This window comes from Streptomyces sp. STAM6, assembly GCF_054963715.1.
Genome location: NZ_JBUEFZ010000028.1, coordinates 24,399 through 45,704 on the forward strand (window position 1 = coordinate 24,399; position 21,306 = coordinate 45,704).

At 73.4% G+C, this 21,306-nt stretch carries 16 protein-coding genes; 8 read left to right on the forward strand and 8 right to left on the reverse strand.

Going from position 1 to position 21,306, the window contains the following annotated elements; genetic code table 11:
- Positions 1-12: 12 nt before the first annotated feature.
- The gene (locus ACY34K_RS26085) at positions 13-453 is read right to left on the reverse strand and encodes an ATP-binding protein (RefSeq protein ID WP_462751229.1); all 441 of its coding nucleotides are present in this window, start codon (positions 451-453) and stop codon (positions 13-15) included.
- A 170-nt stretch (positions 454-623) separates the two neighbouring features.
- On the opposite strand from ACY34K_RS26085, the gene ACY34K_RS26090 reads away from it, so the two are divergent.
- Complete coding sequence (locus ACY34K_RS26090; RefSeq protein WP_462751231.1) at positions 624-3,668, forward strand: alpha-mannosidase; 3,045 nt, start codon at positions 624-626, stop codon at positions 3,666-3,668.
- On the opposite strand, the gene ACY34K_RS26095 is transcribed toward ACY34K_RS26090, so the two are convergent.
- Together ACY34K_RS26095 and ACY34K_RS26100 are read right to left on the reverse strand one after the other, a co-directional pair.
- Positions 3,669-5,411, reverse strand: coding sequence for a pyruvate dehydrogenase (locus ACY34K_RS26095; protein ID WP_462751233.1), 1,743 nt, complete (start codon positions 5,409-5,411; stop codon positions 3,669-3,671). It abuts the gene before it with no gap.
- A 27-nt stretch (positions 5,412-5,438) separates the two neighbouring features.
- On the reverse strand, positions 5,439-6,923 hold the full coding sequence (locus tag ACY34K_RS26100) for a protein phosphatase 2C domain-containing protein (RefSeq protein ID WP_462751235.1): 1,485 nt from the start codon (positions 6,921-6,923) through the stop codon (positions 5,439-5,441).
- A 544-nt stretch (positions 6,924-7,467) separates the two neighbouring features.
- On the opposite strand from ACY34K_RS26100, the gene ACY34K_RS26105 reads away from it, so the two are divergent.
- Complete coding sequence (locus ACY34K_RS26105; RefSeq protein WP_462751237.1) at positions 7,468-8,457, forward strand: helix-turn-helix domain-containing protein; 990 nt, start codon at positions 7,468-7,470, stop codon at positions 8,455-8,457.
- Between the two features lie 206 nt (positions 8,458-8,663).
- Entirely contained in the window at positions 8,664-9,146 is a 483-nt protein-coding gene (locus tag ACY34K_RS26110) for a DUF456 domain-containing protein (RefSeq protein WP_462751239.1), read from the forward strand.
- Here the strand turns inward: ACY34K_RS26110 and ACY34K_RS26115 are convergent.
- The 3 genes from ACY34K_RS26115 to ACY34K_RS26125 all read right to left on the reverse strand — a co-directional run bounded on the left by ACY34K_RS26115 (position 9,102) and on the right by ACY34K_RS26125 (position 12,861).
- Positions 9,102-10,487 carry a DNA-3-methyladenine glycosylase 2 family protein gene (locus ACY34K_RS26115; protein WP_462751333.1) on the reverse strand — a complete coding sequence of 462 codons (1,386 nt, stop codon included), beginning with the start codon at positions 10,485-10,487 and terminating at the stop codon, positions 9,102-9,104. The genes ACY34K_RS26110 and ACY34K_RS26115 overlap by 45 nt on opposite strands.
- 99 nt (positions 10,488-10,586) lie before the next feature.
- Complete coding sequence (gene rsgA, locus ACY34K_RS26120; RefSeq protein WP_462751241.1) at positions 10,587-11,705, reverse strand: ribosome small subunit-dependent GTPase A; 1,119 nt, start codon at positions 11,703-11,705, stop codon at positions 10,587-10,589.
- A 265-nt stretch (positions 11,706-11,970) separates the two neighbouring features.
- Entirely contained in the window at positions 11,971-12,861 is an 891-nt protein-coding gene (locus ACY34K_RS26125) for a LysR family transcriptional regulator (RefSeq protein WP_462751243.1), read from the reverse strand.
- Between the two features lie 86 nt (positions 12,862-12,947).
- Here ACY34K_RS26125 and ACY34K_RS26130 point away from each other — a divergent pair, with 86 nt between their 5' ends.
- From ACY34K_RS26130 to ACY34K_RS26150, 5 genes are all read left to right on the forward strand, one after another.
- Positions 12,948-14,087: a pyridoxal-phosphate dependent enzyme gene (locus tag ACY34K_RS26130; RefSeq protein ID WP_462751245.1), complete on the forward strand. Its 1,140-nt coding sequence runs from the start codon at positions 12,948-12,950 to the stop codon at positions 14,085-14,087.
- 556 nt (positions 14,088-14,643) lie between these two features.
- Entirely contained in the window at positions 14,644-16,101 is a 1,458-nt protein-coding gene (locus ACY34K_RS26135) for a Y4yA family PLP-dependent enzyme (protein WP_462751247.1), read from the forward strand.
- Positions 16,098-17,417: a pyridoxal-phosphate dependent enzyme gene (locus ACY34K_RS26140; RefSeq protein WP_462751249.1), complete on the forward strand. Its 1,320-nt coding sequence runs from the start codon at positions 16,098-16,100 to the stop codon at positions 17,415-17,417. The genes ACY34K_RS26135 and ACY34K_RS26140 overlap by 4 nt, the downstream gene beginning before the upstream one ends.
- 1 nt (position 17,418) lies before the next feature.
- Positions 17,419-18,666 carry an aminotransferase class V-fold PLP-dependent enzyme gene (locus ACY34K_RS26145; RefSeq protein WP_462751251.1) on the forward strand — a complete coding sequence of 416 codons (1,248 nt, stop codon included), beginning with the start codon at positions 17,419-17,421 and terminating at the stop codon, positions 18,664-18,666.
- A gap of 43 nt (positions 18,667-18,709) precedes the next feature.
- Entirely contained in the window at positions 18,710-19,528 is an 819-nt protein-coding gene (locus ACY34K_RS26150) for a class I SAM-dependent methyltransferase (protein WP_462751253.1), read from the forward strand.
- On the opposite strand, the gene ACY34K_RS26155 is transcribed toward ACY34K_RS26150, so the two are convergent.
- Both ACY34K_RS26155 and ACY34K_RS26160 read right to left on the reverse strand, forming a co-directional pair.
- Complete coding sequence (locus tag ACY34K_RS26155) at positions 19,525-20,781, reverse strand: cation:proton antiporter (RefSeq protein ID WP_462751255.1); 1,257 nt, start codon at positions 20,779-20,781, stop codon at positions 19,525-19,527. The two genes, ACY34K_RS26150 and ACY34K_RS26155, sit on opposite strands and share 4 nt — an antisense overlap.
- 1 nt (position 20,782) lies before the next feature.
- Positions 20,783-21,253, reverse strand: coding sequence for a cation:proton antiporter regulatory subunit (locus tag ACY34K_RS26160; RefSeq protein WP_462751257.1), 471 nt, complete (start codon positions 21,251-21,253; stop codon positions 20,783-20,785).
- Positions 21,254-21,306 lie beyond the last annotated feature (53 nt).

Here is a 21,306-nt window from a genome sequence, read left to right on the forward strand (position 1 = left end):
CGCGTCCGTCTCCTACAGGGGTCCGCCGTCGAGTTCGAACCAGACCACCTTGCCGACGCCGTGGGTCAGCACGCCCCAGGCGTCGGCGAGTGCCTTCACCAGGAGCAGGCCCCGCCCGTGCGTGCTCTCCTCGGCCACCGGTACGTAAGGCCGCGGCGGCGCGGCGTCGAAGTCCCGGACCTCCACCCGGATGCGGCCGGGCAGCACGCTCGCCGTGACGATCGCGCCGTGGTCGGTATGGATCAGCGCATTGGTCACCAGTTCGCTCGTCAGGAGCTCCGCCACATCGGCCGAGTCCTCGTCCCCCCGATGGCGCAACAGCTCACGCAGATCACGCCTGACGTCCCGGACGGCCGCGAGATCGGCGCAGCTCACGTACTTGCGCCACTGTGCCGGCTGCCCCGTTCCGGACACCCGTCCCCCGGTCACGGTCCCTCCCTGACGCCCACTCATAGCCCCCACCCGCACGTCTTCGGCCCTTCCCCTCGAACAGGCTCACGGGATGCATGCCCCCGCCTACTTGCCGTCACGCCTTTCGTTCCCTTCGCGGACGGGCGCACGAAGGGCGCACGGGGGTAAGCCCTCTCAAGGGGTCACGCCCCGCCGGCAGCGAAGGAGCCACCATGCACGACGACCGCCCTCTGGTGGAGGGACGCCTCGAAAGGGCGCTGCGGCACTTCATCCGCCCCGCGCAGTACACGGAACGGGTTCCGCTGACGATCGCGGCCTGGCACGCACCCGGTGAGCCCGTCCCCGTCGCGGAGGCGCTCGGCGCGGCGTACGAGCCGTTCGCGCCCGGCACCCCCTGGGGTGCACCCTGGTCGACCAGCTGGTTCCGGCTGCGCGGCACCGTGCCGCGGGAGTGGGCCGGCCGGCGCGTGGAGGCGGTCGTCGATCCCGGTTTCACCGGCGACGGGCCCGGCTTCCAGGCGGAGGGCATGGTGTACGACGCCGGCGGTGTGCCGGTCAAGGGCATCCATCCGCGCAACCGGCACGTCCCGGTGGCGGCGCCCGCGCGGGGCGGTGAGCCGGTGCACCTGTTGCTGGAGGCGGCGGCCAACCCGGCGGTGCTGCGCGACTTCGAGCCGACCCTGCTGGGGGACGTCCTGACCGCCGGGGACCGGCCGTTGTACCGGTTCGCGGCCGCCGAACTGGCCGTGCTGGAGGAGGAGGTCTGGCACCTCGTCCTCGACGCGGAGGTGCTGTCGGAGCTCATGCGGGAGCTTCCGGCCGACCGGTCGCGCGGGCACGAGATCCTGCGTGCCCTGGAGCGCATGCTCGACGCCCTTGATCTGCACGACGTGCCGGGGACGGCGGCCGCCGCGCGTGGGGAGCTGAGGGACGTACTGGCGTCCCCGGCGCCGGCGAGCGCGCACCAAATCTCCGCGACCGGGCACGCGCACATCGACTCGGCGTGGCTGTGGCCGCTGCGGGAGACGGTGCGCAAGGCGTCGCGGACCTTCGCCAACGTCACGGCACTGGCCCGGGACTATCCGGAGCTGGTCTTCGCCTGCTCCCAGGCGCAGCAGTACGCCTGGGTGAAGGAGCACCAGCCGCACGTCTGGAAGCGGATCCGGCAGGCGGTCTCGGACGGCACCTGGGCGCCGGTGGGCTCGATGTGGGTCGAGTCGGACGCGAACATGCCGGGCGGCGAGGCGCTGGCCCGGCAGCTGGTGCACGGCAAGCGGTTCTTCGAACAAGAGCTGGGCGTGGAGACCCGGGAGATCTGGCTGCCGGACTCGTTCGGCTACACGGCGGCGTTCCCGCAGCTGGCGAAGCTCGCCGGGGTGCGCTGGTTCCTCACGCAGAAGCTGTCGTGGAACCAGACCAACCGGATGCCGCACCACACCTTCTGGTGGGAGGGCATCGACGGCACACGCGTCTTCACCCACTTCCCCCCGGTGGACACCTACAACTCGCAGATCCATGGCGCCGAACTGGCCCGCGCGGAACGGAATTTCGCCGAGAAGGGGCGGGCGACCCGCTCCCTCGTGCCGTTCGGGTGGGGTGACGGCGGGGGCGGCCCGACCCGGGAGATGATGGAGAAGGCACGCCGGGTGCGGGACCTGGAGGGATCCCCGCGTGTGACGGTCGAGCCGCCCGCGGCGTTCTTCGCGGCGGCGGAGGAGGAGTACGGCGCCGAGGCGCCGGTCTGGTCGGGCGAGCTGTACCTGGAGCTGCACCGCGCCACGTACACGACCCAGGCGAAGACCAAGCAGGGCAACCGGCGCAGCGAACACCTGCTGCGCGAGGCCGAGTTGTGGGCCACGGCGGCGGCACTGCGGTCGCCGTCGTACACCTATCCGTACGACGAGCTGGACCGGATCTGGAAGACGGTGCTGCTGCACCAGTTCCACGACATCCTGCCGGGCTCCTCGATCGCCTGGGTGCACCGGGAGGCGCGGGACACCTATGCGCGGGTGCGCGACGCGCTGGAGGGGATCGTCGCCGGTGCGGTGGCCGCGCTCGGCGGCGGCGGGCCCGCCGTGCTCAACGCCTCCCCGTACGAACGCGAGGAGGTCGTGGAGCTGCCGGACGGTTCCCTCGCGGCGGTCCGCGTTCCGGCGCTGGGCACGGTGCCGCTCGCGGCGCCCCCCGGCCGGCCGGCGCCGGTCACCCTCACCCGGACCACGGACGGCTTCGTGCTGGAGAACGCACTGCTCCGGATCGTCGTCGACGCGGCGGACGGGACGCTGCGCTCCGTGCGCGACCTGACCGCCGGGCGAGAGGTCCTGGCCCCGGGCGCCCGGGGGAACCTGCTCCAGCTGCACCCCGACCACCCCAACCAGTGGGACGCCTGGGACATCGACCGGCACTACCGTCGTACGCACACCGATCTCACCGGTGCCGAGTCCGTCGCACCGGCCGGGGAGGGTCCGCTGGGGGCGGCCGTGCGCGTGGTGCGCTCGTTCGGAAGGTCGCGGATCACCCAGGAGATCCGGCTCCGGGCCGGGAGCGGACGGCTCGACGTGGTCTCGGAGGTGGACTGGCAGGAGTCGGAGAAGGTGCTGAAGGCCGCCTTCCCCCTCGATGTGCAGGCCGAGCGGTCGGCTGCGGAGATCCAGTTCGGCCATGTGCACCGGCCGACGCACACCAACACCGGGTGGGACGCGGCCCGGTTCGAGATCTGCGCCCATCGCTGGCTGCGGGTCGCCGAGCCGGCCTACGGCATCGCGCTGGTCAACGACTCGACGTACGGTCACGACGTCACGCGGGTACCGCACGCGGAGGGGCTCGGCACGACCGTGCGGCTCACTCTGCTGCGGGCCCCGCACAGCCCCGATCCCGAGACCGATCTGGGCAGCCACCGGTTCACCTATGCGCTGCTGCCCGGCTGTTCGACCGCCGGTGCCGTACGCGAGGGCCTCGCGCTCAACCTGCCGCTGCGCACCGCCGCGGCGCCGGAGCTGGCCCCGCTGGTGGACACCGGGCATCCGGCGGTCACGGTCGAGTCGGTGAAGCTCGCCGAGGACCGCAGCGGCGACGTGGTCGTACGGCTCTACGAGTCGTGCGGCTCCCGCGCGCGGACCACGCTGGCGACCGGATTCCCGGTGGCCCGGGCGCAGGTGACGGATCTGCTGGAACGGCCGCTGGAGGCAGCCCCGGAGGGTCTCGCGCTCGACCTGCGGCCGTTCCAGATCCTCACCCTGCGGCTCACTCCGGCCTGATCAGGGCCGGGGGACGTTGCGCAGGTTGGAGCGAGCCATCTGGAGCATCCGGCCCACTCCCCCGTCCAGGACGATCTTGCTGGCGGACAGCGCGAAGCCGGTCACCATGTCGGCACTGATCTTCGGTGGGATGGACAGCGCGTTGGGGTCCGTGACGACGTCGACCAGGGCCGGCCCCTTGTGCTTGAAGGCGTCCTTGAGCGCGCCTTCGAGCTGCTTGGGTTTCTCCACCCGTACGCCGTGGGCGCCGGCGGCCCGGGCGATGCCGGCGAAGTCCGGGTTGTGGTTGGCGGTGCCGTACGACGGCAAGCCCGCGACCAGCATCTCCAGCTCCACCATGCCGAGGGAGGAATTGTTGAACAGGACGACCTTCACCGGCAGGTCGTACTGGACGAGGGTGAGGAAGTCGCCCATCAGCATCGAGAAGCCGCCGTCCCCCGACATGGCGACGACCTGCCGTTTGCGGTCGGTGAACTGGGCGCCGATGGCCTGCGGCAGGGCGTTGGCCATCGAGCCGTGGCTGAACGACCCGATGATCCGGCGCCTGCCGTTGGGCGAGAGGTAGCGGGCCGCCCACACGTTGCACATGCCGGTGTCCACGGTGAACACGGCGTCGTCGTCGGCGATGTCGTCCAGGACGGAGGCGACGTACTCGGGGTGGATCGGGATGTGTTTCTCGACCTTGCGGGTGTACGCCTTGACGACCCCCTCCAGGGCGTCGGCGTGCTTCTTCAGCATCTTGTCGAGGAAACGGCGGTCGGTCTTGGCGCGGACCCGTGGGATGAGGCAGCGCAGCGTCTCGCGCACGTCGCCCCACACGGCGAGGTCGAGCTTGGAGCGGCGTCCGAGGTGCTCGGGCCGGATGTCGACCTGGGCGATCTGCACGTCGTCGGGCAGGAACGCGTTGTACGGGAAGTCGGTGCCGAGGAGAAGGAGCAGATCGCACTCGTGGGTGGCCTCGTAGGCGGCACCGTAGCCGAGGAGCCCGCTCATGCCGACGTCGAACGGATTGTCGTACTGGATCCATTCCTTGCCGCGCAGGGCGTGCCCGATGGGCGACTTGACCCGCTCAGCGAACTGCATGACCTCGGCGTGCGCCCCCGCCGTGCCGCTGCCGCAGAAGAGCGTGACCCGGTCGGCCTCGTCGATCATACGGACGAGCGCGTCGATCTCGGCGTCGCCGGGGCGGACGGTGGGGCGTGAGGTGACCAGCGCGTGCTCGACCGCCTTGTCGGGGGCGGGCTCGTCGGCGATGTCGCCGGGGAGGGAGACCACGCTCACGCCGCTGCGGCCGATGGCGTGCTGAATGGCCGTCTGGAGCAGCCTCGGCATCTGCTTGGGGCTGGAGATGAGCTCGCTGTAGTGGCTGCACTCCTGGAACAGGCGGTCGGGGTGGGTCTCCTGGAAGTAGCCGAGGCCGATCTCACCGGACGGGATGTGCGAGGCCAGGGCCAGGACCGGGGCCATCGAGCGGTGCGCGTCGTACAGGCCGTTGATGAGGTGCAGGTTGCCGGGGCCGCAGGATCCGGCGCAGGCGGCGAGCCTGCCGGTGATCTGGGCCTCGGCGCCGGCCGCGAACGCGGCGGTCTCCTCGTGCCTGACCTGGATCCAGTCGATGGCGGGTGTACGGCGGATGGCGTCGACGACGGGGTTCAGGCTGTCGCCGACGACGCCGTAGAGCCGCTGGACGCCGGCCCGGACGAGGATGTCGACGAACTGTTCTGCCACATTCTGTTTGGCCATGGGTCCATCCATTCACGGCGGACGCGGTTACGCCTCCCAGATGGCCACACTCGTACGGTCATCGGCGTATCCCTTCACCCTGAGCTGGGTGTCGGCCAGGAACGCCGCGAGGCCGGGCGGCCGGCCGCCGCCCCAGCGTTCCGCGAGCTCCTTCGCGAGGGCCGGTTCGCCGCGCAGCGGTTCCGCGAAGCCGCTGCCCGCCAGCAGCAGGGTGTCGCCGGGGCGGGCCACCGAGGCGCGGAAGCGGAACGGTTCGGCGGGCGGGAGAGGGCTCTCGATGTACGGCGAAGAGGGCGTCGGGATGCCGAGGTCCATGGTCAGCCGGTCGCCTTCGGCGGTCTCGGAGGCCGGCGGGCCCCCCTCGTCCTCCGACCGGCTGGATCCCCATCCTGCCGCGCTCGCGACGACCGCCTCGCCGGTGACCGCGGCCGGTTCGGGAAGGGACGGTTCGAGGTCCTGCCAGACGCCGTCGCGAAGGCGGAAGAGACCACCCTCGCCGATGCCGAAGAAGACCCGGGTGCGGCAGCCCGGGTCCGCGGTGAGGAGCAGACAGCGCAGGCTCGCGGTGTACTCCTCGGGGGCCACGCCGAGCTCGGCGGCGCGGGCACGCAGTTTCCCGTAGGAGCGGTCGGTGAGCCGCTGCAGCCCGGACTTCAGGTCGCCGCGGCGGCCCGCCCTGATGTCCTCGGAGAGGCGGGTGTGGCTGCGGCCGACGGCCTCGCCGATCCAGCGGCAGGCGTCGGCCGCGGCGAGGTGGGCGGCCTCGGCGGCGCGGGCCCCGGTGGCGACGGCGACCAGCACCAGGGCGGCCCCGCCGGTGCCGAACCGGGCGGTGAGCAGGGCGTCACGGCGGGGCTCGCCGCGATACCGGGCGGAGTCGCCGCGCACGGAGGCGGCGCGCAGGGTGTAGGTGCCGTACCGAGCGCCGTCGAGGACGGTGTCGGCGACGAGTTCGTCCAGTTCGTGGGCGCGGGCGAGGGGCAGGGCGGTGGGTTCCGGTTCGTAGGTGGGCGGGCCGTCGCCGAGGTGCTCGACGCGGGGGCGGGGCACCGGCTGGAGGGCCGCGGAACGAGGGGCCCCGGGAGTGGTGGATGCCCCGGGCGGGGCTTCCGGGGTGACGGCGGCGGGGAAGCCGGGCGGCGCTTCGGGCGGGGCGGGGACGTGGGCCAGGGGCGGAGCGGACGGAGCAGGCGGTGCGGGTGGTGCGGGTGAGGCCTCGGGGGGCGGCGGGGCGCCGGGGAAGGCACTGGGCGGCGCGGGCGGGTGGCCGGGTTCCGGGGGCTCCCAAGGGGCCCGGTTCTGCGGCGCCGAGTGGTACTCCCACCAGGCGTGCGGCCGTTCGGGCCGCGGCGGCAGGGGCTCCTGCGCGGCGACCGTGCCCGCCACCGAGTCGAAACGGTCGTCCAGGGTGTCACCCGTGGCGGCCGGGGCCGTGTCGGGTGCCGTGTCGTCGTACAGCTTCTCCCACCAGTCGTCCGAGCCGGTGGCGGGCGTCTCCCCCTGTGGGCTCATGCCCTTCATTGTCCACCGCGGAAGGCGTACGAAAACGGGGCATCGGGAAAAAGTGGTCATCGTGAAAGGTCCGCCGGGCGGCCCCACCCCCCACAGGAAGGACGCCCGGCGGACCGGCGTGATCGACGCACGTCGAACGCGCGGATCACGGTCCGGGATGACGGAGTTGGCACGAATCGAGGTGGATGAGGGCGGGCGTGTGGCCCGCGCGGCCGCCGGCGCGCGGGCCGTCCACAGATCTTCGGCCGCCGGCAAGGGAGTTCGTCCCGTCCTCCGGCAGGTCGTACCGGGGGAAGAGGAGGGGCAGGCTTCGAGGGTAGACGGTTTCGTCGATTTTCGAGCGGAAGTCCCACATCGTGGGCGCCTCGGTGGCCGTCTGCCCCGGTGTGCCCGGAATCCCGAACTTCGCGTCCCCTCCTTCGTGTTGGTGCGCCGCGGCCATTGGCGGCCGGACGGGTCGTGTGGGGATGATGTCCGCGGCGGGTTCGCGCCGTGGCCGGTTCCCGCCACGACCAGGGGTGTGGAACGAGGGGTGGATGCGAACGTGCTCGCAGCGATAGGTCTCGACGAACGGCAGGAGTTGGCCTACCGGGCGCTGGTCGCCCTCGGAGCGGCCGAGGTCACGGACCTCGCGCACCGGCTGGCGCTGCCGGAGCCGGACACCGAGCGGGCGCTGCGGCGGCTGGAGTCGCAGGGCCTGGCCGCGCAGTCCTCGTCGCGGACGGGGCGGTGGGTGGCGGCGCCGCCGGCGGTGGCCCTCGGCGCGCTGCTCACCCGTCAGAGGGACGAGCTGGAGCGCGCGGAGCGGACGGCGGCGCTGCTGGCGAAGGAGTACCGGGCCGACGCCGCCGAACCGGCCGTGCACGACCTGATCGAGGTGGTGACCGGCTCCCGCGCGGTGGCGCACCGGTTCCTGCAGGCACAGCTGGGGGCGAGGGACGAGGTGTGCGCGCTGGTCGCCGGCGGGCCGATCACCGTGACCGGCCCCCGCGACGGCGTCCGGCCGCGGCCGGTGGACCACGGGGCGGCCCGCCGGGTGGTGGTCGACCGGCACCTGCTGGCGGGCTCCGGGGGGATCGCGGAACTCTCGGAGGCGCTCGGCCGCGGGGAGCACGTCCGGGTATCCGGCCGGGTTCCGGCGCGGCTGGTGGTCGTGGACCGCTCGCTGGCCATGGTGGAGCTGACCGGTCCCGGCGCCGAGCCGGCGGCCCTGGTCGTGCACGCCAGCGGGCTGCTGGAGTCACTGACGGCCCTGTTCGAATCGGTGTGGCGGGACGCCGTGCCGCTGCGGCTCGGCGCGGACGGTGAGCCGGCGGAGGACCCGGCGCCGGGACCGGACGAGACGGACCTGGAGATCCTCTCGCTGCTGCTCGCGGGCATGACGGACGCGAGCGTGGCGAAACAGCTGGAACTCGGCCTGCGCACGGTGCAGCGCAGGGTGAAGGGCCTGATGGAACTGACCGGTGTGACCACGCGCCTCCAGCTGGGCTGGCAGGCCTACGAACGCGGATGGGTCTCCCGCGCCCTCTCGTGAAGGCTCGGTTCTCCTCCGGCCTCACCGGGGGCCCCGCCGGGGCGCCGCCCGGTCCCGCCGGCGCCCGAGTGGCCTGTTCTCCCGGCGGGAGCCCGGTCCCTCCGGCGCCCGGCCGGCCCGCTCCCGGCGGGGCACGGCTTCGGCACACTCGCTCTCAGGGAGCCCCGTGGACTGCGGGAAGAGGCCGGGTCCGGCACGCTGACCCCATGGGTGTGTGGCAGCTCGTGCTGGTGGGGCTGGTGATGCTGCTCGGCCTGTTCGGCGTGCTCATCCCCGGTGTGCCGGGGTCCTGGCTGGTGTGGGCCGCGGTGATGTGGTGGTCGCTCCAGGAGCGCACCGCCCTCGCCTGGTGGCTGCTCGTCGGGACGACCGGGTTGCTCCTCCTCACCCAGGTGATCGTCTGGCAGCTGCCCGCCCGACGGCTGCGGGGCGTCGGGGTGACCCGTCGCATGGTGGCGTACGCGGGGATCGGCGCCCTGCTGGGGTTCGTCCTGCTGCCGGTGATCGGCGCGATCCCCGGCTACGTCGGCGGGATCTACCTCTGCGAGCGGCTCCGCCTCGGCGGCCACGGGCAGGCCATGACCGGCACCCGCACGGTGATGCGGGCGATCGGCACGAGCGTGCTCGTGGAACTGTTCGCGTGCCTACTGATCGTCGGGACGTGGGTGGGTGCCACCTTCGGCGGCTGAGGCCGCCAGGTACCGGGTGGCGTAGGAGCGCCAGGGCCGGAACTCCTCGCGGTCGGCCGGCGCGTCCGGCGCGACGTCCGGGTCGCCGAGGGCACGCATCCGGATGAGCGCGGCGGTCCGCTCGGTCACCGCGGGGAGCGCCCGCAGCATCCGCTCCGCCTCCTCGCGGTCGGCCCCGGGGTCCAGCCGTACGGCTCCGGTGGCGAGGGCGGTGGCCAGCGGTCCGGCCTGCGGGTGGGCGGTGAGCTCCGCCGGTTCGGGGAAGAGCCGGGTGAGGCCGCCGCAGGGGCTGTCGAGCGGTGTGCCGTACGCCTCGACCAGCCGTGCCGCCTCCGCGGGTCCCACGACCGCCCGTATCGCGAACTCCTCCGGCTCGGCGGCGCCCGGAGAGCGCAGGCCGGGGCGGGCGGCGACGAGCGGTGCGAGCCGGGCGGCGGCGCCGAGTCGTTCCGCCACCGCGTACGGGTCGGCGTCCAGGTCGAACAGCCGGCGCAGCCGCTGGACGGCGGTGGTGAGATCACGCAGGTCGGCCGGGTGGACACGGGCCTCCAGCCAGGGCCCGGCCGACTTCTCCCCGACGGCGGCGACGCCGGAGCCGTGCGGCAGGCGGAGGGTGCGCCGGTAGGTGCGGGCGCCCGGGGGCCCGGTCACCTCCTCGATGCCGTCGACGGCCTCGGCGGCGAGCAGGTCGAACACCTCACCCGCGGCGTAGGGCCCGCGGTGGGCGAGCCGCAGCGGAATTCCCGCGGCGAGCGCGGTGGGGGCCGAGGCGCGGTGCGCCCCGGTGCGGGATTCGGTGCGCAGCTCGCTGGGGGTCCGGGCGTAGATGCGGCGGATCGTGTCGTTGAACTGGCGCACGCTCGCGAAGCCGGAGGCGAACGCGACGTCCGTGACGGGCAGGGCCGTGGTCTGGAGCAGGACGCGGGCGGTGTGGGCTCGCTGGGCGCGGGCGAGGGCGACCGGGCCGGCGCCGAGCTCGGCGTTGAGCTGGCGCTGGACCTGGCGGGGGCTGTAGCCGAGCCGTCCGGCGAGACCGGGTACGCCCTCGCGGTCGACGACCCCGTCGCCGATCATGCGCATGGCACGGCCGACGACATCGGCCCGCACGTTCCACGCGGCCGACCCGGGCACGGCGTCCGGCCTGCAGCGGCGGCAGGCGCGGAAGCCGTGGCCCTGGGCGGCGGCCGCCGTCGGGAAGAAGAGCACGTTCTTCCGCTTGGGGGTGAGGGCGGGGCAGCTCGGCCGGCAGTAGATGCCGGTGGTCGCGACGGCGAAGAAGAACTCTCCGTCGAAGCGGGCGTCGCGGCTGCTCACCGCCTCGTACCTGGTCTCCTCGTCCATCACGCCCCCAGTGTGCCCACGCCCCGCCGGCCCGTTCCGGCGGTTTTCGGACACCACGCTGGGGGGGCGGAGGGCCCGGCACGGCCGGCCCCGGGCCGGTCACCGCATCCGGCCGCCGCGCTTGGCCTGCATGGCCGCTCGGCCTTCGGCGCCCTTGCGCTTCCAGTCCTTGAGGATCTCGGCCCGCACGCGGGCGTCCGTCTTGGCGACGATGCGCTGGTTCTCGCGCAGGAGCTTGCGGTAACTCTCCAGCCGGCGTTCGGGCAGGGTGCCCTCGTCGATCGCCGCGAGCACCGCACAGCCGGGCTCCGCGTCGTGCGCGCAGTCGTGGAAGCGGCACTGGGCGGCCAGTTCCTCGATCTCCGAGAAGACCTGGCCGACGCCTGTCTCGGCGTCCCAGAGCCCGACGCCCCGCAGCCCGGGGGTGTCGATGAGGACGCCGCCGCCCGGGAGGGCGAGCAGGTTGCGGGTGGTGGTGGTGTGCCGGCCCTTGCCGTCGACGTCGCGGGCCGCCCGGACGGTCATGACCTCCTCGCCGAGCAGCGCGTTGGCGAGGGTCGACTTGCCCGCGCCGGACACCCCGAGGAGCACGCTGGTGCCGCTGCCGACGACAGCGGCGAGCACGTCGAGCCCCTCGCCGGTCGCGGAGCTGACCGGCAGCACCTGCACACCCGGCGCGGTCGTCTCGACGTCCTGGACGAGGTACGACAGCCCGACCGGATCCGGCACGAGGTCCGCCTTGGTCAGGACCACGAGGGGCTGGGCGCCCGACTCCCAGGCCAGGGCGAGGAACCGCTCGATCCGGCCGAGGTCCAGTTCGACGGCGAGCGACACCGCGATGATCGCGTGGTCGACGTTGGCGGCGAGGATCTGACCCTCCGACCGCTGGGAGGAGGTGGAGCGTACGAACGCGGTGCGGCGCGGCAGATACGCGCGGACGTAGCGGGGGCTGCCGCCGGTCTCGACGGCTGCCCAGTCGCCGGTGCAGATGACCCGCAGCGGGTCGTGCGGGGTCACGAAGGCGGTGTCGGCGCGGACGAGCCCGTCCGCGGTGATGACGTCGCACTGGCCGCGGTCGACGCGGACGACCCGGCCGGGGACGAGCCCCTGGGCGGCGTGGGGAGCGAACTCGGTCTCCCACGCGGCGTCCCAGCCGTAAGCGGCGAGGGCCTGCGCGGTCGGGGAGAGGGAAGTGTGGGTGGAGAAGGAGGAAGACAAGGGGAACCCTTCACAAGGGTGGCCCCGGCACCGCGGCTCTGCGCGGAGGAAAGAGGAAGAGGTCAGCCGGAGACCACAGGAGTGCGATGAACGAACTTCTGGTTGAGGGCAGCGCCCGTCGAAACGACAGCCATCGTTCACACCTCCTGGTCAATCACGGTCGAGCACAGCGGTGTTGGACCACCGCGCGCGGAACGGTTTCACCATAGCCCGTCGCCCGCCCGGCTCGCCATGGGTTTTTCCGCGGGTCGGGTGAGCGGTGCCGTCAGGGCCTGAGCGCCCGCCGGCAGGCCCGTACGGCGGGGTGGTTGCTTCGCCCGCGGCGTACGGCGGTGAAGATGCGGCGGCTGACCCGGGAGTGGGGCAGCGGCCTGACCCGCACCGTGGGCTCCCGGCCGCCCCAGACCAGATCGGGCAGGAGAGCGGCGGCGTGGCCCTGCTCGACGAGGCGGGCGTGGAGCAGGAGGTCGGGCGACTCGAACCGGACGTCGGGCTCGAAGCCGGCGTCGCGGCACAGGGTCGTGGCCCACTGGCGGGCCACCGTGCCCTCGGGCTCCATGACCCAGGGGTGTGCGGCGAGCGCGCGCAGGGCGTCCCGGCCGCGCAGACCGGCCGCGGGTTCGCCGGGCGGCACGGCGAGCCGCATGGGGTCGTCGCAGAGGTCCTCCTGCTCGATGCCGTCGGGCCGGGGGTTGGGGCTCCCGGGGTACTCCTCGGCGATGACGAGGTCGAAGTCACGGGCGAGCAGGGCGGGCATCGCCTGCTCGGGTTCCAGCTGGGTGACGTGGACCCGCAGGGCGGGGTGGGCCTCGCGCAGGAGGGTGAGGGCGCCCGGGACCAGGGTGAGGGCGGCGGTCTGGAAGGACGCGACGCGCAGGGTGCCGGTGAGGTCGGTGAGCGAGGTGGCGATGTCGGCCTCGGCCCGTTCCAGGCGTTCGAGGACGGCTTCGGTGTGGGCGACGAGGATCTCGGCCTGCGGGGTGAGCCGCACCCGGCGGCCGACCGGCTCGAGCAGCGGGACGCCGGCTTCGGACTCCAGCAGCGAGAGCTGCTGCGAGACGGACGAGGGGCTGTAGGACAGGGCGGCGGCGACGGCCGCCAGGGTGCCGCGGTGCTTGAGCTCGCGCAGCAGTCGCAGCCGGCGCAGATCGAACAATGACCTCAACCGTTCGCAATGAGTGATGAATACCGGTCGGAAACATTCGCTGGACCAAGCATAGGAGAGGCCTCCAGGCTGGCCGCATGACTGAAAGCCTCATCCGTCCTGCCTCGTTCTCCGGCCCCGGCCGGTGGCTGGCACGCCCCGGTGCCCGTTCCTGGTCGTGCCCGCCGCCGCCCGCGGGGGTGCGGGAGTTCCACCGCTCCCTGCCCGGCTACCGGCCCACGCCCCTGACCGAGCTCCCCGCGCTGGCCGCGGAGTTCGGTGTGGGGCGCGTCTTCGTCAAGGACGAGTCCGACCGGCTGGGGCTGCCCGCCTTCAAGGTGCTGGGCGCCTCGTGGGCGATCCGGCGGGTCATGGCCCGGCTTCCGGCGGGCGCCGGTCCGCTGCGGTTGGTCACCGCCACGGACGGCAACCACGGCCGGGCGGTGGCGCGCACCGCCCGGCTGCTCGGTCAGGGGGCGCACGTCTTCGTACCACGGGGGGTGCCCGCTGTCGCCGAGGCCGCCGTCGCCGGTGAGGGCGCGCGAGTGACGCGGGTGGACGGGGACTACGACGAGGCGGTGCGGCGGGCCGCGGCCGCCGCGGCGGCCCCGGGTTCGGTGCTCGTCCAGGACACCGCCCTGCCGGGTCACGAGGAGGTGCCGGGCTGGATCGTCGAGGGCTACGGGACGCTGTTCGCGGAGGTCGACGAGCAACTCGCCGCCGCCGGGGCCGGAGCGCCGGGCCTGGTCGCCGTCCCCGTGGGGGTCGGTTCGCTCGCCCAGGCGGCCGTCGCGCACTACCGCAGCCGTGGGTCCGGAGACCCGGCCGCGCTGCTGGCGGTGGAGCCGGTGGCGGCGGCCTGCGTCACCGAGAGCCTGGCCCGTGGGGAGCTCGTCACCGTCACGACGGGCACGACGGCCATGGCCGGGCTGAACTGCGGCACCCCGTCCAGCCTCGCGTGGCCGTATCTGCGGGGCGGCCTCGACGCGGCCGTCGCCGTGAGCGACGCGGACAGCGCCCGCGCGGCCCGCGCCCTCGCCGCGCTCGGGGTGTCGTCGGGACCGTGCGGGGCGGCCTCGCTGGCGGGGGTGCGGGCGGCCCTCACCGGTGAGGGCGCCGCCGGGCGCCGTGCCGCGCTGGGCCTGCGGTCCGGTTCCACCGTCGTTCTGCTGAGTACGGAGGGCACCGCCGCGAACCCCGGGCCCACCGTGCCTGCCGGTCTCCAGGAGGTCTGCTGACAGGCGGCTCCGGAGTGGTCGGCGCCGCCGGCGGGCGGCCGTGACGGTCGCTCATGGACGGCGGACGCCGGGCCGGCCGTGCGGGTCGACCGGAAGGGCGACGTCTGAGGGCGGCGCGGGGGCGCGGCGGCCATGAACCCCGTTCGCGAGTACGACGGCATCGGTCACCGTCCGCGCGCGTACTCCACCCCGGAGGCCTGTGCGCGTGGTGTGGACGTCCTCGCCATGACGCCCGTACGGCTCGCTCCGGAGGAGAATGCGCCCGTTCGGCCGGGGATGCGCGGCCGGTGGGGGGACGGGAGCGCGGTACGGCCGGCGACGGACCGGGGCATCGCCGCTCTTCCGTACTCCGGAGCACCGGGCACGGCGTCGCCGTCCAGGAATGCGTACCCCGAACGGAGCATGCGGTCGGAGGGAGCGATCCCCTTCCGCCCGCGGATCGCTGGCCCGCACGCCTGCGGTTCAGCGGCGGAAGTGCACATTCCCCTCATGTGCGGAACATGTCACACCACTACACTCTCATGACAATCATTGTCGTTACTGGCATGCTCGCTGCATGAGCGCTCCGTTGTATCTCGCACCGCGCCTGGAGTCCCGGCTGAGTAAGCTGCTCGACTCCGCCTCCTTCCTGCACCGTCTGGTCGGCGCCCTGGGCTCGCCCCTCAACGTGCTGCTGCCCGACCAGATCGCGGACAACGTCCGGAGATTCCAGGACGTCTACACCCGGCACCGGCTCGCCGGGGAGATCTTCTTCGCGCACAAGGCGAACCGGTCGAGCGCGCTCGTGCGCCGGCTCGCCGCCACCGAGGCGGCCGTCGACATCGCCTCACTGGGTGAACTGCAGCATGCTCTCGGCTGCGGTTTCGCACCCGGCCGCGTCATGGCCACCGGTCCCAAGAACCCGGAGTTCCTCTGGCTCGCCGCCCGCACGGGCGTCACCGTCAACATCGACTCCCCCGCCGAACTCACCGAACTCACGTCCCTGATCGGCCGGTTCGGCCTGCCCCGCGTCAAGATCCTGTTACGGCTCTCGGAGTTCACCGCACCGGGCACGACGATCCTGGGCCGCCGCAGCCGCTTCGGCACACCCGTGCCCGAGGTCGCCACGCTGCTCGACGCCGTCGAGAAGCACCGGGACGCCGTGGAACTGATCGGTGTCGCGTACCACCTGGACACCGTGGGCCTCGCAGAGAAGGCGATCGCGCTCGAAGGCTGCGTCAAGGTGCTGGACGACTGCCGCGCCCGGGGCCTCCGCCCCCGCGTCGTCGACATCGGAGGCGGGTTCGGCGTCGACTACCTCGCCGACGCGGCCCAGTGGGAGCGCTACACCACCGAGCTCACCCACGCGGTGCTCGGCAAGCGCGACCCGATCACCTGGCAGGGCCACGGCTACGGCCTGCGCGGCGAGAACGGCACCCTGCGCGGCGCCCTGGCCGTCTACCCCGGCCACCGCACCCACACAGGGCCCGGCTACCTCGACGAGCTGCTCTCCCAGCCCGCCCCCTCCCTGGGCCGGCCCCTCGCCACGCTGCTCCTGGAGAACCTCTACGACCTGTACAGCGAGCCCGGCCGGGCACTCGCCGACCAGTGCGGCCTCACCCTCGCCGAGGTCCGGGAGGTCCGGCGCACGGCGGCGGGCGACCACCTGGTGCGGCTGGAGATGAACGCCCGGGACATGAGCCTGGAGGAGCGCGGGGTGCTGGTCGACCCGGTCCTCGTACCCCGCGACGGAGCCCCGCCCCAGGGCGGACCCGTCGGGGTGTACCTGACCGGCAACCTCTGTCTGGAAGCCGACCTGATCAGCCGGCGCGCGGTGTTCCTGCCCCGGCTGCCCCGCCCCGGCGATCTGCTCGCCTTCGCCAACACGGCGGGCTACGTCATGGACTTCAGCGCCGATCACGCCCTGCACCAGCCCATCGCCCGCAAGGTCGCCGCCTGGCAGGAGGACAGCGGCTGGAGCTGGTGCCTCGACGAGCAGTACTGGCCCATCACGAGCCCGGGGGACGCCGAATGAAGTACGACCGCATCATGGACGCCATCGGCGACACACCGCTCGTGCGCATCGATCCCCAGGTGCACGGGCTCGCGCACATCGACCTGTACGCCAAGCTGGAGATGCTCAACCCGTTCGGGTCCGTCAAGGACCGGGCCGCCTGGAACATGCTCCGGCCCCACCTGGCCGACGCCGGACGCGGCGGCCGCACGGTCGTGGAGCTGTCCAGCGGCAACACCGCCAAGGCGCTGGCCGTGCTGGCCGGACTGCACGGGCTGCCGTTCAAGAGCGTCACCAACCGGATGAAGGTCCCGGAGATCAAGGACCTGCTCCTGCTGCTCGGCGCGGAGATCGAGGAACTGCCGGGCCAGGCGGAGTGCCTCGACCCCAGCGACAGCGAGGACCCGCTGACCCGTATCCACGCCATGCTCTCCGCCGATGGCTCCCGGTACGTGCACACCGACCAGTACTACAACCCGCACAACGCCGAGGCGCACGCGGCGGGTACCGGGCCGGAGATCATCAAGGACCTCGGCGGGGAGTCCCCCGACTACTTCGTCGCCTGTGTCGGCACCGCCGGTTCCTCCACCGGCGCCGCCCGGGCCCTCCGCGCCCACGACCCGGGCACCGCCGTCGTCGGACTGGTCGCCGACAAGTCCGACTTCATCCCCGGCATCCGCAACATCGACGAGGTGCAGGAGGTCGGCCTCTTCGACCCGGCCGCCTACGACGCCATCGAGACGGTCACCGCCGGCGAGGCCATCGACGGCATGCTCACCCTGGTGCGCCGCTGCGGGATGCTGGCCGGCCCGACCGGCGGGGCCGCGTACTTCGGCGCCGTACGCCATCTGCGCGGGGTCGACGAACGGCTGACCGAGCGGAAGACCGCCGTGTTCATCGTCTGCGACCGTGTCGAGAGCTACATGAGCTACGTGCGCCGGCGCCGTCCCGAGCTGCTGAACCAGCCGCCGCGGCGCAACTCGGTGGCCACCGTCACGGCCGAGGAGCTGGCCGCCGCCACCGTGGTCGGTGTCGACGAGGCCCGGGCGTGGATCGCCACCGCACAGCCGCTCGTCGTCGATCTGCGCGGGGCGTTCGCGTTCGGGGCCCTCCACATCGAGGGCTCGGTCAACATCGTCGACGAGCTCTTCGCCGAACTCCTCCACGGCGGGGTGCCGTTCGGCCGCAGCCGTCCCGTGCTGCTGGTCTGTCCGGTCGGCGAACAGTCCCTGAGGTACGCGGCGCTGCTGCGCCGGATGGGCCACACGGACGTACGGAGCCTGGCCGGCGGGATCATCGCCTGGCGGGACGCGGGCGCACCGATGGTGAGGGACTGAGATGCGGACCGACACCCCGGGGACGTGTACCTCCCCCTCCCCCGCCGGCCCCTCCCCCTCACCGGAACTGGTCGCCTGGCAGGCGCCGTTGCGTGAGCAGTTCCCCATCGTGACGGGGCATCCCGGCCTCGCGTACCTGGACAGCGCGGCGACCTCGCAGAAGCCGCGCGCCGTCCTCCACGCCGTGCAGTCCTATCTGACCGGCTGCAACGCCAACGCGGGGCGTGGCACCTACACATGGGCGAATCGCACCACGGCCCTGATCGAGCGGACCCGGGAGCGGGTGAAAAGGTTCCTGCGCGACCCGGAGCCGGACCGGTCGGGGGTGTGGTTCACCGGCGGTACCACCGACGGCCTGCGCACCGTGGCCCGGGACTGGCTGACCGGCCTGCTGCGCGACGGCGACGAGATCATCGTGCCGTTCGCGGACCACACGGCCAACGCCCTGCCCTGGCTGGAGGCGCGCGACCTGCTGGCCGCGCGCGGTGTCCGCGTGACCGTCCACGGCATGCCGTACCAGCCCGAGTCCCACGACTACGACCCGGAGGCGCTGGCCGCGCTCGTCAACGAGCGCACCCGGTTCGTGGCCGCCACGCATGTGCACCATGTGTACGGCGCCGACATGAACGTCCACCGGGTCCGCCGGGCGGTCGGCCCCGATGTGCCGATCTGCCTCGACGCGGCGCAGAGCGTGGGCCACATGCCGGTGGACCTCGGCGCGCTCGACGTGGACTTCGTCGTCTTCTCGGGCCACAAGGCCATGGCGCTGCCCGGCTCCGGCGTGGTGTGGGCGCGGGGGCTGCGCGGTCCGCAGTTCCGGCCGGGCGGCTGGGACGGCAGCCCGAACACCACGGGCATCGTCAGCGTGGGGGCCGCGCTCGACTGGCTGGAGGAGGCCGGCCCCGACCGGATCGAGGAGTGGACGGTCGGCCTCGGCGTGCGCCTCACCGACGGGCTGAGCCGGCTCGGCGCCTACGAGGTGCTCGGGTGCCCGCGCAGTCTCACCGCCGCCTCGACCGTCCAGCGCAGGCAGGGCCTGGTGACCTTCCGCCATCACGCGATCGGCTCCAACGACCTCGGCTTCATCCTGGCCAGCCACGGCCTGATGGTGCGGGCGGACGGCCACTGCCAGGCCGACGGGGGCGAGCGCGAGAGCTCGGTGCGGGTGAGCCTGCACGTCTACAACACCCCTGAGGAGGTCGACCGGGTGCTCGACGTCCTGGCCGGCCTCGACCACGTACACGACTGAGACCGACCCATCGACCACGACGGCACGGAGCAAGGAAGAACGGATGACCAGACGGCTGACGGCGGAGCGGGCGGGGGAATGGATCCGCAGGTGGGAGCTTCAGCAGGAGCGGTACGCGACCGACCGGGAGGCCCGGTTCACGGTGATCGCCGATGTGGTCGAGGCGGCCACCGCCGCGGTGACCCGCCCGCTCGTCGCCGACCTCGGCTGCGGGCCCGGCTCGCTGGCGGCCCGGCTGGCCGCCCGCATCCCGCACGCGGAGGTCGTCGCCGTCGACGCGGATCCGCTGCTGCTGGCGCTGGGCCGCGCGCACCACGGCGATCTGGTCCGGTTCGCCGACGTGACGATCGGGGCACCGGGCTGGCTGACGTCCCTGGGCCTGCCCCGCCCGCTGGACGCCGTGGTCTCGGCGACGGCCCTGCACTATCTGCCCGAGCCGGCCCTGCTGTCGGTGTACGAGCAGGTCCGCGCCTCGCTGGGCCCGGGCGGGGTGCTGGTCAACGGCGACCACCTCTTCCAGGAGGACCCCACGGTCGCGGCGCTCGCCGCCCAGGTCGCCCGCCGTCACGAACACCGCCGGGGAGCGCACGGCCGGGAGGACTGGCAGAGCTGGTGGTCGGCCGCGGCCTGCGCTCCCGAACTCTCCGCCCTGCTGGCCGAACGCCAGCGCCGCGACCTGGGCCCGGGCGGCGACAACGGGCTGACCCTGCAGCGTCATGTGGAGCTTCTGCACAAGGCGGGCTTCGACGCGGCCGGCCCTGTCTGGCAGTACGGCCCGAGCTGCGTGCTGGTCGCCGTCCGCTGCGGCCCTCCCTCGGCCGATCGCGCCGATCACACCACGGTGGCGGCGCCCCGCGCCTAGCGTTCCCCGGCCGCCGCCTCCGACGTCTCCCTGATCTCCTCGTGCCCGGCAGTCGGCCGCGCCGGTGGATCCGCGCGCGGCCTCGGACTGCGGGTGCGGGTGCGGGTGCGGCGGAGGCGGGACAGCGCCGGCTCGGTCCAGCGGGCGGTCAGGGGGCCGAGGATGACGAGGATGAGCACGTAGGCCGTGGCGATGGGGCCGATGCGGGGCTCGGTCGCGACGGCGAGGCCCGCGATGACGATGGAGAACTCGCCGCGGGCGACGAGCGCGCCGCCCGCGCGGAGGCGGCCGCGGGGACCGATGCCGGCACGGCGGGCGGCGTACCAGCCGGTGAGGATCTTGGTTGCGGCGGTGGCCAGCGCGAGCAGCAGGGCGGGCAGCAGGACCGGTGGGATGGCGGCGGGGTCGGTCGACAGCCCGAAGAAGACGAAGAAGACCGCGGCGAAGAGGTCCCGCAGCGGGGTGAGGAGTCTGCGGGCGCCCTCGGCGACCTCCCCGGAGAGCGCGATACCGACGAGGAACGCGCCGACGGCAGCGGAGACCTGGAGTTCCTGGGCGACCCCGGCGACCAGCACGGTCAGTCCGAGCACGACGAGGAGCAGCATCTCCGGGTTGTCGGAGGAGACGGCGCGGCTGATGAGCCGGCCGTGGCGCAGGGCGACGTACAGGACGATGCCGACCGTGCCGAGGGCGATGAGCAGGGCGATGCTCGCGCCGGCGAGTCCGGCGCCGGCCAGGAGTGCGGTGAGCAGGGGGAGGTAGATCGCCATCGAGAGGTCCTCGATGACGAGGACGCCGAGGATGACGGGGGTCTCGCGGTTGCCGAGCCGGCCGAGGTCGGTGAGGACCTTGGCGATGACGCCGGAGGAGGAGATCCAGGTGACGCCGGCGAGGGCGACGGCGGCGACGGGCCCCCAGCCGAGGAGGAGGGCGGCGACCGCGCCGGGGGTGGCGTTGAGGACGAAGTCGACGGCGCCCGAGGGGTATTGCGCCCGGAGGCTGGTGACGAGCTCGGACGCGCTGTATTCCAGGCCGAGCAGGAGGAGGAGCAGGATGACGCCGATCTCGGCGCCGACGGCGACGAAGCCCTCGCTGGCGTTGAGCGGCAGGAGGCCGCCGTGGCCGAAGGCGAGCCCGGCGAGGAGGTAGAGGGGTATCGGGGAGAGGCCGATGCGTCCGGCGAAGCGGCCTATGAGCCCGAGGCCGAGGATGACGGCGCCGAGTTCGATGAGGAGCGCGGTCGTGTCGTGCATGTCATCCTCCGCCGACGATCGCGGCGAGGGCGTCCACGCCTTCGCGGGTTCCGACGACGACGAGGGTGTCGCCGGTGGCGAGCCGGAAGTCGGGTCCGGGCGAAGGGTGGGCGCTGGTGCGGCGCAGGACGGCCACGATGGACGCGCCGGTGCGCGTGCGGGCCCTGGTGTCGCCGAGCGGCCGGCCGCCGTACGGGGAGCGGGTGCCCACGGGTATGTGCTCGGTGACGAGGTCGAGGCCGTCGGTGCGGACGGCCTCGAGCGGCAGGGGGTCGATCAAATGGGCCAGCGAGGTGGCCTCTTCGGGGGTGAGCGGGACCGAGGCCTCGCAGGTGTCGGGGTCGTCGGCCCGGTAGAAGCCGAGGAAGCGACGGCCGTCCTGGTGGACGACGACGGAGATGTGCTGGCCGGCCTCGGTCTGGAAGTCGTACTGCGTGCCGACTCCGGGGAGGGGGGTGCGACGCGTGCCCATGATCGCCCCTCAGGTGCTCGTACGTACGATGAAGAAAGGATCTTCTTTACCGT